This window comes from Bacillus sp. RSS_NA_20, from assembly GCF_020165915.1.
Classification (GTDB): Bacteria; Bacillota; Bacilli; order Bacillales; family Bacillaceae; genus Bacillus; species Bacillus altitudinis.
The window spans coordinates 1,883,389-1,899,288 of record NZ_JAIUKW010000005.1; the positions used below are offsets into that span (position 1 = coordinate 1,883,389).

Annotated in this window: 15 protein-coding genes; 2 read left to right on the plus strand and 13 right to left on the minus strand. The window is 43.1% G+C overall.

The features are described 5' to 3' along the window. Window positions 1-2: 2 nt before the first annotated feature. The 4 genes from LCD32_RS15415 to LCD32_RS15430 form a co-directional block, all read right to left on the minus strand. The gene (locus LCD32_RS15415; protein ID WP_060832672.1) at window positions 3-1,142 is read right to left on the minus strand and encodes a glycosyltransferase family 4 protein; all 1,140 of its coding nucleotides are present in this window, start codon (window positions 1,140-1,142) and stop codon (window positions 3-5) included. After that, on the minus strand, window positions 1,108-2,982 hold the full coding sequence (locus LCD32_RS15420; RefSeq protein WP_224564160.1) for a polysaccharide biosynthesis protein: 1,875 nt from the start codon (window positions 2,980-2,982) through the stop codon (window positions 1,108-1,110). Before LCD32_RS15420 ends, LCD32_RS15415 begins: the two co-directional genes overlap by 35 nt. A gap of 165 nt (window positions 2,983-3,147) precedes the next feature. Further along, window positions 3,148-3,831: a CpsD/CapB family tyrosine-protein kinase gene (locus tag LCD32_RS15425; RefSeq protein WP_224564164.1), complete on the minus strand. Its 684-nt coding sequence runs from the start codon at window positions 3,829-3,831 to the stop codon at window positions 3,148-3,150. Next, window positions 3,821-4,552: a YveK family protein gene (locus LCD32_RS15430; protein ID WP_007500132.1), complete on the minus strand. Its 732-nt coding sequence runs from the start codon at window positions 4,550-4,552 to the stop codon at window positions 3,821-3,823. Before LCD32_RS15430 ends, LCD32_RS15425 begins: the two co-directional genes overlap by 11 nt. Window positions 4,553-4,809: 257 nt before the next feature. Between LCD32_RS15430 and slrR the strand changes: the two genes are divergently transcribed. After that, entirely contained in the window at window positions 4,810-5,280 is a 471-nt protein-coding gene (slrR, locus tag LCD32_RS15435; protein WP_007500131.1) for an HTH-type transcriptional regulator SlrR, read from the plus strand. A gap of 280 nt (window positions 5,281-5,560) precedes the next feature. Here slrR and LCD32_RS15440 read toward each other — a convergent pair whose 3' ends face one another. The 4 genes from LCD32_RS15440 to LCD32_RS15455 all read right to left on the minus strand — a co-directional run bounded on the left by LCD32_RS15440 (window position 5,561) and on the right by LCD32_RS15455 (window position 8,776). Then, window positions 5,561-5,785, minus strand: coding sequence for a phage holin (locus tag LCD32_RS15440; protein ID WP_008347764.1), 225 nt, complete (start codon window positions 5,783-5,785; stop codon window positions 5,561-5,563). 144 nt (window positions 5,786-5,929) lie between these two features. Next, window positions 5,930-6,826, minus strand: coding sequence for an iron-hydroxamate ABC transporter substrate-binding protein (locus LCD32_RS15445; protein WP_082181662.1), 897 nt, complete (start codon window positions 6,824-6,826; stop codon window positions 5,930-5,932). Between the two features lie 16 nt (window positions 6,827-6,842). After that, window positions 6,843-7,844: a FecCD family ABC transporter permease gene (locus LCD32_RS15450; RefSeq protein ID WP_008347766.1), complete on the minus strand. Its 1,002-nt coding sequence runs from the start codon at window positions 7,842-7,844 to the stop codon at window positions 6,843-6,845. After that, window positions 7,841-8,776: a FecCD family ABC transporter permease gene (locus LCD32_RS15455; RefSeq protein ID WP_393920096.1), complete on the minus strand. Its 936-nt coding sequence runs from the start codon at window positions 8,774-8,776 to the stop codon at window positions 7,841-7,843. The genes LCD32_RS15450 and LCD32_RS15455 overlap by 4 nt, the downstream gene beginning before the upstream one ends. A gap of 427 nt (window positions 8,777-9,203) precedes the next feature. Between LCD32_RS15455 and LCD32_RS15460 the strand changes: the two genes are divergently transcribed. Then, window positions 9,204-10,613 (plus strand): polysaccharide deacetylase family protein, encoded by a 1,410-nt coding sequence (locus LCD32_RS15460; RefSeq protein ID WP_060781445.1) that lies wholly within the window; start codon window positions 9,204-9,206, stop codon window positions 10,611-10,613. A 16-nt stretch (window positions 10,614-10,629) separates the two neighbouring features. On the opposite strand, the gene abc-f is transcribed toward LCD32_RS15460, so the two are convergent. From abc-f to opp1B, 5 genes are all read right to left on the minus strand, one after another. Then, window positions 10,630-12,189, minus strand: coding sequence for a ribosomal protection-like ABC-F family protein (abc-f, locus tag LCD32_RS15465; RefSeq protein WP_192876890.1), 1,560 nt, complete (start codon window positions 12,187-12,189; stop codon window positions 10,630-10,632). 334 nt (window positions 12,190-12,523) lie between these two features. After that, window positions 12,524-13,294 carry an ABC transporter ATP-binding protein gene (locus LCD32_RS15470; RefSeq protein ID WP_046527391.1) on the minus strand — a complete coding sequence of 257 codons (771 nt, stop codon included), beginning with the start codon at window positions 13,292-13,294 and terminating at the stop codon, window positions 12,524-12,526. Further along, on the minus strand, window positions 13,288-14,106 hold the full coding sequence (locus LCD32_RS15475) for an ABC transporter ATP-binding protein (RefSeq protein WP_182488934.1): 819 nt from the start codon (window positions 14,104-14,106) through the stop codon (window positions 13,288-13,290). Before LCD32_RS15475 ends, LCD32_RS15470 begins: the two co-directional genes overlap by 7 nt. After that, a complete protein-coding gene (gene opp1C, locus LCD32_RS15480; RefSeq protein ID WP_035389463.1) occupies window positions 14,069-14,956 on the minus strand; it encodes a nickel/cobalt ABC transporter permease in 888 nt (295 codons plus the stop codon). The genes LCD32_RS15475 and opp1C overlap by 38 nt, the downstream gene beginning before the upstream one ends. Window positions 14,957-14,961: 5 nt before the next feature. Next, the gene (opp1B, locus tag LCD32_RS15485; protein WP_035389465.1) at window positions 14,962-15,891 is read right to left on the minus strand and encodes a nickel/cobalt ABC transporter permease; all 930 of its coding nucleotides are present in this window, start codon (window positions 15,889-15,891) and stop codon (window positions 14,962-14,964) included. Between the last annotated feature and the right edge of the window lie 9 nt (window positions 15,892-15,900).

Sequence of the window (15,900 nt, forward strand, 5' to 3'; positions counted from 1 at the left end):
GCTCACATCACCTTCTCTTTTTGATCCATATACGTTGTGTAAATTTCCTCCATAGCACTTACCGTCTGCTCCTGTGCAAATGCGTGAGCCATAGAACGTCCCGCTTTCCCCATTAGGTGAAGCTGGTCCTTTTTATGATAGAGCTGCTGTAAATAAACGGCTAAACCATTCACATCATGCGGTTTGACTAAAAAGCCGTTCACTCCATGTTTGACGAGCTCACAATGCCCTCTATTTTCTGTTGCAATCACCGGCTTTTCAGCAGACATCGCTTCAAGAAGATTCATCCCAAGTCCTTCTCTCAAGCTGGTTGATACACATACATCGCTCAGATGCATCCACTCTTCGATGTGTTTGCAAAATCCCGCAAACTGTACATGTTCCTCAAGATTCAGCTGACAGACCAGCTTTTCATAGGACGACCGACTTGTCCCTTCTCCAGCAAATACAATTTTTACATGTGGTATATTCCGATACACCTGCGCGCAAGCTTTGATGAGCATTCCTTGATTTTTATTGTCATTTAATTCACCCGCACACAGCACGATAAAATCTTGCGTGGTAAAACCATATGCTTTGCGAAGGCGGTCTTTTTCTGTGTCATCAACTGGTGCAAATCGCTTCATATCGACACCCATACCGGGAACATAATGCACAGCCGCCTTCTCTTTTGACAGACGATCGGCTCTTTCATAGTCTTCTCCATTAATGGTGATGAGTGCATCTGTATATTGAACGAGCCATCTCTCAACTGGATAATAAAGCAGCCAATTTTGAAGCGGTGCCCCCTTCCAAAAGTGAAAGCCATGCGCTGTGTAAAGAACTTTCGTCCCTTTTTTGCGTGTTGTTTTCGCCGCTAGCCTGCCAATGACACTCCCCATCGGTGTGTGACAATGGATGAACTGATAATGCTCTTTTTCTAAAAGCTTTTTCAGCTCCACATAAGCAAGCCGATTTTGCAAATGAAAAGGAGAACGCTGAATCGGAATGGAATGCGCTTGATCCACATACGGCAGCTCCAGCTGGCCATTTGCCGCTGTATGCACTTCCCATCCTTGTTCCTGAAACCACCTGAAATACGGGAGATGGAACGCCTTAAAATGATAATCAACCGTTGCGCAAAACAAGACTTTTTTCTTCATTGGCAAGTGGTTCCTCCTCTCGTTCCATCGGTTCAGGCAATACATCATGCGACTCAATGGCGGCAAACAAGGCCTGTCTTAATTGATCGTCACTCATCATGTTAAATTCGTGAATAAAGCGGTTCAGCACATACGGATCTCCATCCAAGGCATGCCCGATATGGATTTTCGGAAAAATTTGCTCCTGTGCTTTTTCATGCTGGTTGAGTAACTCCTCGTACATTTTCTCTCCGGGACGAATACCCGTAAATGTGATTGGAATCTGGTCTGTGGTGTAGCCTGAGAGGTGAATGAGGTTTTCTGCGAGGTCGACAATTTTGACTGGCTCCCCCATATCTAAAACAAAAATCTGCCTTCCTTCTGCTAGTGCACCAGCTTGAATAACAAGCCTTGATGCTTCTGGTATCGTCATAAAATATCTTGTCATGGCTGGGTGCGTGACAGTCACTGGCCCACCTTTTTCAATTTGTTTTTTAAAGATCGGAATGACACTGCCCCGGCTTCCGAGTACATTCCCAAACCGGACGGCGACAAATTTCGTTTCACTGCTTGCCCCCATTTGCATAATCACCATTTCAGCAAACCGCTTTGTCGCTCCCATCACATTGGCAGGGTTGACCGCTTTGTCAGATGAGATGAGGACAAATGTTTCAACTCCGTGCTCATGTGCAGCTTCTGCCACATTTTTTGTCCCGATAATATTGTTTTTCACCGCTTCTTTCGGGCTGATTTCCATGAGCGGGACATGTTTATGCGCGGCGGCATGATAAATCATATCCGGCTGAAAATGCCCAACGATTTCACTCATTTTTTGTTTATCTTGAATATCCGCAATTTGTGGATATAGGCTAATGCTGTCTCCATACAATTCTTTCAGCTCTAGTAAAATAGAATGAATGCTAAATTCTCCATGTCCCACAAGCACAATCGCCCGAGGGGAAAATACACAAATTTGACGACAGATTTCTGACCCGATAGACCCGCCAGCTCCTGTCACCATAATCGTTTTTCCTTTTAGGTGAACGGATAGACGGCTTGTATCTAATTGAATCGGCTCTCTTCCAAGCAAATCCTCTGGCTGAACATCCCGCAATTGATTCAGCGCATGGGTTCCTTTTAAAATCTGTTCCATTTCCGGCATAATCTGTGTTTTGATTCCAGTCGCTACACATTCCTTATATAGTCCTTTTAATGTGTGACTGCTTTTGGATGGAATGGCGATAATGATTTTTTGAATATCCATCATCGCAACAGCCGTTTGAATATGTTCTTTTCCCCCAAGAACAGGCAGCCCCATAATTTCAAGCTTATGCTTTGTTTTGTCATCATCAATGAAAGCGACCGGCTCAATATGTACATCACTCGACTGCTGAAGCTGACGAACGATAATGGTCCCGGCTGATCCAGCGCCAATGATTAGTGCCCGCTCCTTTTCAACTTGATACCGCTTCGCACCATCATGAAACAGCCTGGATGCCATACGAGATGCACCGATGAATAACACATGGAAAAGCCAGACAATAAATAAAAAGCGAAATGGCCATGTCTGCACAAAAATGTACAGCATCGTCATGGAAAATAAAAATGAACACGCAAAGGTCTTCATTAAAGAAAATAGCTCTCTAACCCCTGTATAGGCCCATACTTGCTTGTACACGTGAAAAATATACGAAAACAAATGGTGCCCGATCAGTAGACTGAGCGAAGAAATGACGAGCATTTCAAATGTATATACGGTTAACGCTGCCTCTTGAACAAATTGAAAGCCAAAAAAGACGGCTACTAAAATGAGATATGAATCTAGTGCCACGATGATTGATAATCTTTGGGCGTAAGTCAACGCTCCTCCCCCTTTTTAAAGCATCACTATTCTTACATAAAATGGGCATCAAACCCGTCCTCACATCCCACTACCGATGACGAGCATCTAAGGCATATGTCATGCCCACAGCAGGATCGAGTGCCTCCGTTGTTAAAGATTAGGAGACATCACCTATCAATCTCTTTAATACATATAGTGCCTTCCCTTTTTCACTTTCTTGCCATTTAGCATCGCCCCAAGCAGTTTCCCTGTCGTCCCCTCTAATACTTCTTTTGATTTCTTCACAGCGGCAATCTTCGTTTTACCGCTTAAAACCACAAGAATGCTTCCATCCGTCCGGTTTGCTAATATTTTTGCATCGGCTACAGGCAGAAGCGGTGTGGAATCCACAATCACCATGTCATACTGCTGCTCAATCTCGTAAAATAGCTGCTTCATCACAGAGGAGGAAAGCAGCTCAGCGGGATTTGGCGGAATGGTCCCACTCGGAAGCAGCTCTAAATGCTCAATCGGAGTAGGCAAAATGGCTTCGTCCAAAGTGCAATTATTTAATAGCACATTGGTCAATCCGGTGTGCGGACTCAGATCAAAATATTCATGAATAGCTGGTTTACGTAAATCAGCATCCATGAGCAAAACCCGTTTATTCTGCTGTGCAAAAACAGCTGCCAAGTTTGCAGCCGTAAATGATTTTCCTTCCTTCGGCAAGGAGGATGTGACCAATATCGACTTCAGCCTCGTTTGAATCGACGTGAATTCGATGTTCGTTCGGATCGTTCGGAATTGTTCCGCAATGACAGAGTGAGGATTTAATACAGAAATACAGGATAAATCTCTTTTTTCTCGTTTTTTCCTCTTAAAAATCAATGTTCTGTCCTCCCGTTATGACGGACTGCTTGTCTTTTTTTGCCCTCCTGTCTGCATGCATCTGATAGACACTGCCGAGCGACGGCAATCCGATCTCTTCTCTTATTTGATGTGTTCGTTTCACCGTATCATCGAGTAAATTCATTAAGAAAATGAGTGTCATTCCCCCTAATACAGAGGCGCCTAGTGCCAGAACAATGTGAACGAATTTACGTGAGTTCATCAGTATCGTGTTGGACAGCTTGGCTTCAGACAAAACATTAATGCGATCCATATTCATGGTTTTTTTGATTTCTTCTTGCAGCACCTCTGTGGCTGTATTCGCAATGGCTACTGCCTTCGCTCGGTCCTCATCTTGTACAGAAATATTTATGACCTCTGACTCATTTTCTGTACTTGTGGCAATTTTGTGTTTTAATCCTTCAGCCGATTCTGTAAGATTGAGTGTTTCTTTTACTTTTTCAATAACGATTGGACTTTTTAATAGGACTTGAAAGGTACGTGTATATTGAAGGTTCATCTGAATATCGTTTAAATTCGCTTGTGCATCACTGCTTCGTTTATGAACAAGAATTTGAGTGGTTGCCTGATATACAGGAGTCGAGACATAGAACTGATAGTAGGCTGAAATGCCCGTTACGATCAGGACAATCAGGATCAGAAGGGCCATTTTCTCTTTTATGACAGAAAACAGCTGCTTAAAACCTATATTCTCATTCATAGATACCTCCCGATTTCATCATAAAAAGGTTATATATGGTTTCTTTTTGTTAATGATTGGATTATAAAAGATAATACCCGCAAAGAAAAATGTCATAATAGGTCTTATAGTTCTTTTTAAAGAACGAAATCGTTCGTTTTCTTTTGTTTACTTCCTGTTTCTTACGTTTTTGAATTTTATAAAGAACAATTTATTTCTTATAATGAACGAAAAGGTCGCAGAACGATTCGCCGGGGAGAAGGGAGATCATATATCGAATGATAGGAAAGGTGATACGCATTTACCGAAAGAGGAAAGGATACTCAATTCAGCAGTTGGCTGAAGATGCCCATGTCTCTAAATCGTATTTGAGTAAGATTGAGCGTGGTGTCCATCGTAATCCATCTGTCCAGTTTTTAAAAAAGGTATCCTCATCACTAGACATTGATTTACAAGAGCTGTTTGATGCAGAAACGATGATGTTTCATTACGCTGAGGGCGGTGAACAGGAGTGGCGGGATCATATCGTTCATGCCGTCCAATCCGGCATGCCTAAAGAAGAACTGTATCAGCTGCTCCAAACCTACAGAAAGGAGCAGGAAGGAAAGACATTACATGTCCATCATAGAAAGCTGACCGACTCAAATATGTCAGAATGGAAGCGTCTCATGAGTGAAGCAAAGGCCATTGGCTTAACCATCGAGGAAGTGAAAGCGTTTCTTACCAATATGGGAGAACACCGGGCGTAAGCCACTGAGATCAAACCAATTTGCGGGGAGAGGCGCTTGTCGCTTCGATGAAATAGAGCCTTTTTATATGAAAAGGCTCTTTTCAGTTTATGGACAAAGGGCTAAAATGAACTTTATTTTAGCTCTTTGTCTTCTTTTCAGCGTGATAGCAGTCTAGGAAGGACAGCTACTTTTGCGGAGCGAATTTGACATTCGTGAGTACCCGCGCAGGACTGACACGGAATGCGAGGGTTTCTATACACGCTGAGAGCCCTTTTGCATGAAAAGGCTCTGTTTTCTATTATTCTTCTTTTTTCGTTCGTGCTTTTTTCGTAATATCATTGTTCTTCCAATAGGCCCATAGTGATGTGATGCCAAGAAAGGCTAACGTAATGAATTGCTGCACACCTTCTTCATCAATTGGAATTGGGCTTTTCCCTGCAGCGGTGAGAGCGCTGTTCACAAGTGCCAATAAAAGCAGCACAAGCCTCGCTATAGTGCCTGCACTAATTTTTTGAACCTTCAATGTAACCCCTCCCCTTATCCTTTCATACGGGCGATACTGCTCGTTCCCTCTCATATGTATGCAAAAAGCGAATGAATAGAAGAACGAATCAAAAAAAGAGACATCATTCCTAGATGCGGAATGATGCCTTGATTTATGTGCTGTTTATTTAGAGAACATCTTTTTTGCTTCATCCATTGCCATTTTGTTGCCTAGAGCTGAATAATCAAGCCATGGCTGATCGGCAATCGGATACACTTGGTTTTTCTTCACGGCTTTTAGGCCTTTCCAAATCGGCGTCTGCTCTAACTGTTTGAATGCCTGTTGCGCCTTATCATCACGGTTCACGACGACAAAAATAGCATCTGCATCAAAGTCAGGAAGCACTTCTTGAGAAATGACTTCAAATGGACGTTTGCTGTCCAGTTTTTTCACACCATCTACAGGTGTCAGTCCTAAATCATCGTATAAAATTGGCCCCATCGGACGTTTCATACTAAATACTCGAAGCTCTTTTGCTGTTACACGAATTGCCATCACTTTTCCATTTCCAATCTTTTTCTGGATGAGTGATTTGACTTCTTTTGCTTCTTGATTGTAGTCCTTAATATATTGATCGGCTTCTTTTTCTTTATTGACGAGCTTGCCGATTTTTTTCAAATGATCACGCCATGTGCCATCATTTAAATTAAACACTTCGGTTTTGGCGATTTTCTTGTATTTTGATAAGTCTTGTCCAGCCAGTTCTTCATCGATGTAAATGACATCTGGTTTTAAAGCAAGCAATGACTCCATATCAGGATCTGCTGCAATGCCCAGCTTCTTCGTTTGGCTGAGCTGCTTCTTCGCATGTGGAAGGAAATCTTTTAAGTCTCCCCCTACAACAGAGCCAGCAGGTTTTATCCCGAGTGCTAATAAATCATTTGTTAAATGAATCGACAAGGATGCAATCTTAGGTGTTCCGTTTTCATCTTGATTTGTTGTCTTCTTTGTTTCCTGTTGACCACAAGCGGCCAGAATCAAAAAACAGAGCGTTAAACCAAACACAAGTACTTTTTTCATGATGAGTTCCTCTTTCTTATTTTGTTTTTGTTAATAAATAGAGAAAATAAGGTGCTCCGATAAAAGCCACAACCACACCTGCTGGGATGGCATTTGGGGCAAATATGGAACGTCCGATTGTATCGGCACTGACCAGAATCAACAGCCCAAGCAGGGCACTTACTGGTAAAAAATATTGGTGCAGTGAGCCGACAAGACGCCTCGCCAAATGAGGTGCAACAAGGCCAATAAAACCAATTCCGCCTGTCATCGATACACTTGCACTCGCTAGACCTACAGCTAAGGTGAGTAACAACAGACGTTTACGCTGTACACGTACGCCGACACTTGAGGCGACGGCATCACCTAACGTTAACGCATTGAGTGTGCTGGACTGCATGAGCGTAAGCGGGACAAGACATACGATCCAAGGCAGGAGCGCAAGTACATGAATCCAGTCTCTTCCCCATACATTTCCCACAAGCCACCTTGAAGCGAAGGTATATGTATCTTCATCCAGTTTTAATGACAAATATAACGTCAATGCACTAAACCCCGCAGCTACGGCAATTCCAACAAGAATCAGCCGGATAGGTACAAGCCCTTCATGCCTGTCGTACGCAAGAAGAACGATGACTGACGCCGCAAGTAGGCCACCACCAAATGTAAAGAGCGGAATGAGTAAAGATGGATTTCCTTCTAGTACGTGAAAATACGTCACAAAGATGATTAAGCCGAATGCGGCTCCTGCATTCAGACCGATAATCCCAGGATCGGCAAGTGGATTGCGGGATAAACTCTGCAAAATGCCACCTGCGATACCTAGACCTATTCCAGCTAGTATCGTCACGACGATTCGAGGCAGACGATAATCAAACAGCACCGTCTCACTTTGGAAATCTCCAAAGCCAAATAACGTTTTGACGACAACGAGAGGACTGAGTTTCAGCGTGCCGGTATTTAAACTATACAGCACGACAGCCGCACTCAGACAAAGCAAAACGGCTGTCACGACAAGAGCACGCCGTTTCTCTTTCATGACAGGTTCCTCCCTTCTTTTCTGGCAATATATAAGAAGAAAGGAACACCAACAAGTGCCACCATGACGCCAATAGCAAGCTCTCTTGGCGGATTTACTGTCCGGCTGGCAAGATCAGCGAAGACAAGAAGCATTGCGCCTAAAATCGCTGACATCGGAATGACGAAACGATAATTGACCCCAACCAGCTTTCGTGCAATATGCGGAATGACAAGCCCGACAAACCCAATAGACCCAACCGCCGATACAGACACGCCTGCCAGCAGAACCGCAGCTGCCATACCTAGTATTCGCACTTGCCGGGTTTTCACCCCTAAATTCGCAGCTACATCTTCACCAAGTGATAATAACGAGAGGGATCGTCCTAATAACATCGCCCAACCGATGACAATGAGAATGACTGGAGCAAGGATCATCAGCTGCGGCCATTTGACACCTGCCACACCCCCTGCATACCAAAAAGCCAGATCCTGACTGAGATCAAAGTAAATGGCGATACCTGAGCTTAGCGCATGCAGCAATGCGGCAACAACAGCTCCAGCTACAGTGAGCCGAAGTGGGGTCAGCACGCCGCCAGCCGCCCCAATGGCAAAGATCAGCAGTGTACTGAGAACGGCACCAAAAAAAGAAAATAACATCAATGCCGAATAAGGCATTCCTGGAAAAAAAGCAAAACAGAGAGCGACTACAAACATCGCACCGCCGTTAATGCCTAATATCCCCGCATCTGCCAGCGGATTTCTTGTAATGCCTTGCATGAGCGCACCTGCCACAGCAAACGCCGCTCCAACAAGCGCAGCTCCTAACACACGAGGAAGCCTTAATTCATGAATGATCTGCTGCTCTGTCACATGAGACTGATAGTCAAACACAGCTGTCCAGACCGTTTGCAAAGACAATGACTTTGCACCGTATGAAACAGCCAAAAACATAGCTGCCAATAAACCAATGACAGCGAGAAAAAACAATAAAAAGAACAAAATAGGTGATGATCGTTTTTGTTGAGATGTTCGCTTATCCGGCAAAATCGGTGTCATCCTTTTCTTCATTAAAAGTCAGTTTGAAAATGAGAATCATAATCATCAAAATTATAGCCGTCAGCCTCTGAAAAATCAATGTACGGCTCATTTTTTTAATTATTGAAGGTATTGGTAGACGGCAAATATGAGAATTCTTTCCTTCTGCTTTTTCTCGTTCTAAAAGACCTATCAATTTTTACAGTATTTTAATAGGAAAATAGTTGACATTCCGCATGAAAATCCCCTAAAATTACAAAAGTAAGTCAAATGTTATAAAAATATTACAAACAGATGTCAAAGGAATAAAGAATGACCCGTCATGAGAGGAGAATTGAAAGTTGTGTCAGTAAAGGGAAAATGGAGTATCATCCTATTTGCGCTTGCCATCGTCATTGGAGCAGTTGCATTCTTTCAAAATCAGCAAGCAAGCGGTACAGAGAAGAAAAATGTGAAGCAGGATACGAATTATAAAAATGTTGAAATTGTCACTCTTGTAAATGACGGGAAGTTTATGAGATATGCGGTGAACTATCCACTTTTTCATCAAAAAAAGCTAGATGACAAGATTCAAAGCTATGCGAATTCAGCATTAGAGCATTTCAAAAAGACATTTAGTGAAGCAAAGGACATTGATGAAAACAAACGGTTTGAACTGAATATTGACTATGACATGGTGCACTATGCAAAACAATCTGCGGCCATTTATTTTACGACCTACACATATACAGGTCAGCAAAATGGGACCACTCATCACGTCACAATCAATTTCGATTTTCAGAAAAAAGACTTTCTTGACACAAAAGATTTATTTCAACCAAAAAAGGACTATTTGAAAAAATTATCCTATATTACATACACGGAGCTTAAAAAAGATAAAACCTTGTCTAAGGATCTATCACTCCTTCAAAAAGGAACAGCCCCTACTGATCAAAACTTCAGTCAATTCGCCTTAAAAGAGAAATATATAGAGTTCTATTTCCCAGCTTCTCAAGTAGCCGCAAAGGACTTAGGTCCGCAAACGCTGGCGATCAAAAAGACGCTGCTAAAAGATATCTTGAAGCCTGAATATATGAATAAGACCAAAAATCAGAATGAAATCAAAGAACCGAATCCAAAAAGAAAAGCCGTCAAGCTGCCGCAAAAGCCAAAGCTTGATCCGAATAAAAAAGCCATCGCACTCACATTTGATGATGGTCCAAACCCAGCCACAACGTCAACCATTTTAGCAGCGCTGAAGGAAAATAAAGGACACGCCACCTTTTTCGTATTAGGAAGCAGGGTTCAGTATTATCCTGGAATGCTTGCCGACATTTTAAAGAGCGGAAATGAGATCGGAAACCATTCATATAACCATCCTTTATTAACGAGACTCCCTCTAAAAGAAGCGGTCAAACAAGTAAAAGACACGCAGAAGCTGATTGAAAAGGCCAGCGGTTATACTCCTACGCACTTTAGACCGCCATATGGAGGAACAAATCCCGACATCAATCAAGCGGTGGGCATGAACGTTTCATTGTGGGATGTCGATCCTGAAGACTGGAAAATTCGCAACAGCCAGCAGATCACAAGCCATGTTCTCTCACATGCAGCAGATGGCAAAACCGTACTCATGCACGATATTTATGACAGCTCTGCTCGAGCAGCAGTGAAGATCATACATGAACTCACCAAACAAGGCTACCAGCTTGTCACAGTCAGCGAACTTGAACAATTGAAAAAAGAACGAAACGAACAGACCCCTGTGCAGTAAACACAGGGGCTTTTTTTTATGACTCTAACAACTTCTTTCTTTTTAACAATGCTTGAAACGTCTCTTCAAGCTCACGAGAAGGCTCGATGCTTAAACGACTGAGCACTTCAGACAGCTGCATATCAATCAGCAGGAGCTCTTCTTCTTTCTTTGTAGCAGCTGGCTTTTCTTCCTTTTGTTTATATTCTTCATAGGTGCCATCAAAGCGTTCAATGGTACCCTCGTGCACATGAAGAATACGAGTAGCCACCTGCTCAATGAGCCTCCTGTCGTGGGAGACAAACACAACTGTGCCCGGGTAATCTTTTAAAAGTCCTTCAAGCGCTTCTACTGCCGCAAGGTCTAAAAAGTTCGTGGGTTCATCAAGCATCAGAACATTGGCATCACTGACGAGCAACTTTGCAAGCATCGTCTTCACCCGTTCCCCGCCGCTTAATACGTTCGTCAGCTTATACACATCGTCTCCCCGAAACCCAAGTCTCGCTAAAACGGTGCGAACGATCGTCTCATCTTGAATCGCCTGTTCCAGTGCATTTTGTAAGATCGATTCATCTAGATTCAGTCCTGAAAGATCTTGGCTGAAATAACCAATCTTCACGGCTTCTGAACGAAAAATCCCGGGATGTCCGTTTACAAGCATTCGGAGAAATGTCGTTTTACCACTCCCATTCTTTCCAATGATCGCGACTTTGTCTCCGCCTCTTACTTCTACATTCGCCTTTTTCCAAAGGACTTTATCTCCTGCCATGCCATCTACATGTTCGACACGAAAAATGGAGCGGCTTGCCACTTCCTTCATGGTGTGCTGCGTCATTTGAAGAGGCTGGACTTCCTTCACCTTCTCCACCTTTTCTAATTTCTCCATTCTTGTTTCAATAGATTTGGCTGTTTTTTGAAGCTTTTTTTGCTTGTTTGCATAATAAGGCTTCGCAATTTTAGGCCCCGAGGATTTCAGCTTTGGAGATGGCTTTGTCGCTTTGTCGGCTTTTTTCATTTTCTTTTGCAGTGCATGTTCTAACTGTTTTTTCTTTTGGGTATACACCTCGTACGCCTCCACGTGCTGGCGATGTTCGAGTTCTTTTTGCCGGGCAAAATCGCTGTAGTTGCCTTTGTATAGTTTGAGCTTCCCATCTTCCAATTCCCAAATGTCTGTACATAACGCATCTAAAAAAGCACGGTCATGCGAGACGACAATCAGAGCACCTTGATGATGACGAAGCTTTTCTTCTAGCCACTCAATATGCTCCGTATCTAAATGAGTCGTCGGTTCATCGGCTAATAAAAGGGCAGAAGGCCGGCTTAAAGCTCTCTCAATATAAGCTTGAGTCATCTCTCCGCCACTTTGTCTGCCATCTCCTGTCTTTAGTTGAGGAAGCAACGTACAAGTTGTAGTGTGTGCAAATGTGCCGCTGTCTGGTTTTTCCCTACCCGCCAGTACATGGAGCAATGTCGTTTTCCCACTGCCATTTGTCCCTACAAGGCCGATTCGGTCCCCTTGATGAATGGCAAGCTCCTCTATATCAAATAACAAACGATCCTTTCGAAATACTTTTAATTGGTGGGCTCTCAGTAACATCCAACCCTCTCCTTTCGTATCAGGAGACATCAAAAAGCCTCCCATTCTCAGAATAGGAGGCAAAATGGTGTACAAAAATAAGCGTATCGATACAGAATGACATGCGGTTCATCAAATGAGCACACATCTCCCCCGTATCCATCACTTCAATCTTTGATTCCCAAGCTGTACCATCCTATTCCGAAGCTAAAAAATGAAAACGCAGCAAACATAGCAACACATATCGTTTGCTCACTGCCTTCGTTCTTTCATTTTGCTTACAGGTCATAGGATTAGTACTTCATTGCATTGGGTCACCCTTCCGTCATTTGTTACGTATACGATAAAAGATTGGTTATTTTTTGTCAAGCTGAAAAGGCATGAGTGAGTCTATTAGCTTGAGCGTAAATGGATGAGTCGCTTCAAACAGCTGGTCACTTTTACATTCTTCCACAAGTTTTCCCTCATGTAAAAAAAGAAGTCGATCACATAAATAAACGGCTGCCTCTAGATCATGGGTAATCATGAGAATGGTCATATCTAACTCTTGCTTTAATGTCTCAAGAAGCTCCAATATTTGAACTTGGACAGAAACGTCAAGTGAGCTAAGGACTTCATCTAAGATGAGAATGGCTGGATTCGTCGATATGGCTCTTGCTATGCATACACGCTGGAGCTGACCGCCGCTTAGCTGATGAGCATATTGATTTAGCAAAGACGATGGAAGTCTTACTTGCTTGAGCAGGGACAACACTTTTTGGTTCATATTCATGTTTCGCTTTATTATTTGCATGGGTTCTGCTATGATCTCTTTCACTGTAAAGGAAGGATGGACAGAAGATAGATAATCCTGAAAAACAACACTCATTTCCCCCCGGTTCATCTTACGCCATGTATGAGCTGGCCATCCATCTATCTTTATCTCTCCGCCGTCTAATGTTTCTAAACCAAGCAGCGTACGTGCTATTGTACTTTTACCACTACCGCTCTCACCGACTAACCCGACACATTCACCTTCTCCAACCTGAAATGAAACCTGAGCTATGCGTGCTATGGATTCCTCTTTATGAAAAAAGCGCCCTTTATCTTCTCCATGTTTAAGTAGTTGATTTGCTGTGATCAGCATGGGAATGCCCTCACTCTCTTCTGCTGCCTCAGTGCTTCAAGGGGTGCCGATAAGCGAAGCCTCGTTTCTAGTAAATGCCTCGTTTGAGGATGCTCAGGTGATGTAAATATCTCTTTTGCATGACGATGCTCAAGCATCTTCCCTTGGTGCATCACCAACAATTCATCAGCGATTGCCTGAACGACGCCTAAATCATGCGAAATGATGATCAAGGCAGCTCCTGTTTCTTCTTTCAGCCTCTGTAATTGTGTGATGACTTCGCGCCGGTTATATGCATCTAATGATGCTGTAGGCTCATCGGCAATGATCACGTCAGGAGAAAGCATGATCGTAATGGCAATCACGACACGTTGAAGCATTCCTCCCGACAGCTCATGAGGATATTTTTTCATTAACATATGCGGATTGTTTAAATGGACACGTTCTAGCCCAGTGATCGCATGTGCTGTCCCTTCTTTTCCACGTAAACCCAAATGCCGCTGGAACGTTTCAAGTATTTGATGACCAATTGTTTCAATTGGATTGAACGCATTCATAGCATCTTGTGGAATGTAGCCAATTCGCTTTCCTCTCCACTGCTGTGAAGTCTGACTTGTCAATTTTTCACCGTCAAACAAAATGGTCCCAATCATCTCTAGCGAAGGAGGGATAAGGCCAATTAATGCTTTTGCAACGGTTGATTTTCCGCTTCCACTTTCTCCAATAACGCCTAAACAACGTTGTCTATGTAATGTAAACGTGATATTTGCCACTAAATCCTTTTGTTGAATCGGATCATGTACGGACAGATTTTTTATCTCGATGAAAGGCAAACCGTCTCCCCCCTTTTTTGTTGGTAAGGTGCATGGCAGGGTTCATGACCTGCTGAAGACTGTCTCCTAAAAAATTCAGTGCCATGACCACAAATAAGATCGCAAGTCCAGGCGGGAGCATATGAGCCGGGTGCGTCACCATGACATTCTTCGCCTCGTTGAGCATCATGCCCCATTCCGGTGTAGGTGCACTCACACCTAATCCAAGAAAAGACAGAGCAGAAATATTTAAAATGACCCAGCCTGCGTCAAGTGTAGCAAAGACAGCAATCTCTCCTGAGATGCGAGGAAATAGATGTTTTCGAAGGATATAAAAAGGTGAACCCCCAGATACTTTCGCAAACTGAACAGATGGTTCATTCGTATATTGCAGGACTGACGAACGAATCATCCTTGTATACCAAGCCCATTTTGCAAGGACATTGGCCAAAATAATATTGAAAAGCCCAGGTCCCATAATGCCCACAACGGCCAAAATCATCACCTCTGCTGGAAATGACAGCATGACATCACATATTCTCATTAGAGCTCCATCAACTTTCCCTCTAAAAAAGCCAGCTACAAGTCCAAGTATCGTACCAATGAACATCGTGATACACATTGTCAGCACGGCAGCAAGCATCGTTGTCCGAATACCATATAAGAGCCGGGACAATACGCATCTCCCCAGCTGATCGGTTCCGAGGGGATATGTTAGACTCACACCAGCATATTTTTGAAGAATGTTCGTGTCAGTTGGGTCATGCGGCGCTAGAAACGGTGCAAACAGCCCAGCTAATGTGACAAGTACCAAAAGCCAGATAGACAGAATAGCCATTCGATCTTTTCTTAATTGATTCCATACGATCAAATTTTTTAGACCTCCTTTCTTAACTGCGGGTTCATGATCATTTGTATGACATCAGCAACGAGGTTGCACACAACGAACAGGCATCCCATCACAAACAAATAGGCTTGAATAATAGGGAAATCGGCATGAAAAATAGCTGTTACACACAAACGGCCAACCCCTGGCCAAGCAAAGAGATTTTCAATAATGACGGTTCCTGCAATGAGCTTTGGTACTGACATACCGAGTGCTGTTACTGCTAGTTGAAGGGCATGTCTCATCACCTTCAATTGAATGGTTCGTTCCTTTAAACCACGAGCTCTTGCATAAAAAACAAAGGGCTCGTGCTGAAACTTTAGGATTTGATTTCGAATGAGTCTCACATAGGTCGATAAGTAGCCAAGTGATAAAGTCATCGCTGGCAAAAGAATCGATTTAAATCCTTCCATTCCACTCGTGTTGACCCAGTTAAATTTGACTGAAAAAAGCCAGATAAACAAAATGCCCAACCAAAAACTAGGCATGGAAGCTGCAATAAACACAAATGCTCTCACGATTCGATCCAACCATGTATGTGCCGCATATGCACATACCATTCCGAATAACAAACTCAGCACAATAATAAACAAAAGGGACATCCCTGCAAGCTGTAAAGTCGCAGGAAGTGCCTCCATCATCAGGTCAAGTACAGGCTCATGTGTGACATAACTACTGCCAAAATCACCTGTTAATCCGTCTTTAAGCCATGTGACATAGCGTATGAAAAACGGTTGATCTAAGCCTAGCTCTTGACGCATAGATTCAACCATCTCTTCCGTTGGGGTTACTTGGTTCACACGTAAAGCGACCTCAGCTGGATCACTCGCACGCATCGCAAGTAGCACAAACGCAAAAAACGTAATGAATACAATGAGCGGCAAAAGAAGCAATAATCGTTTTATGATATAGCGTGTCATGTCTCAGCC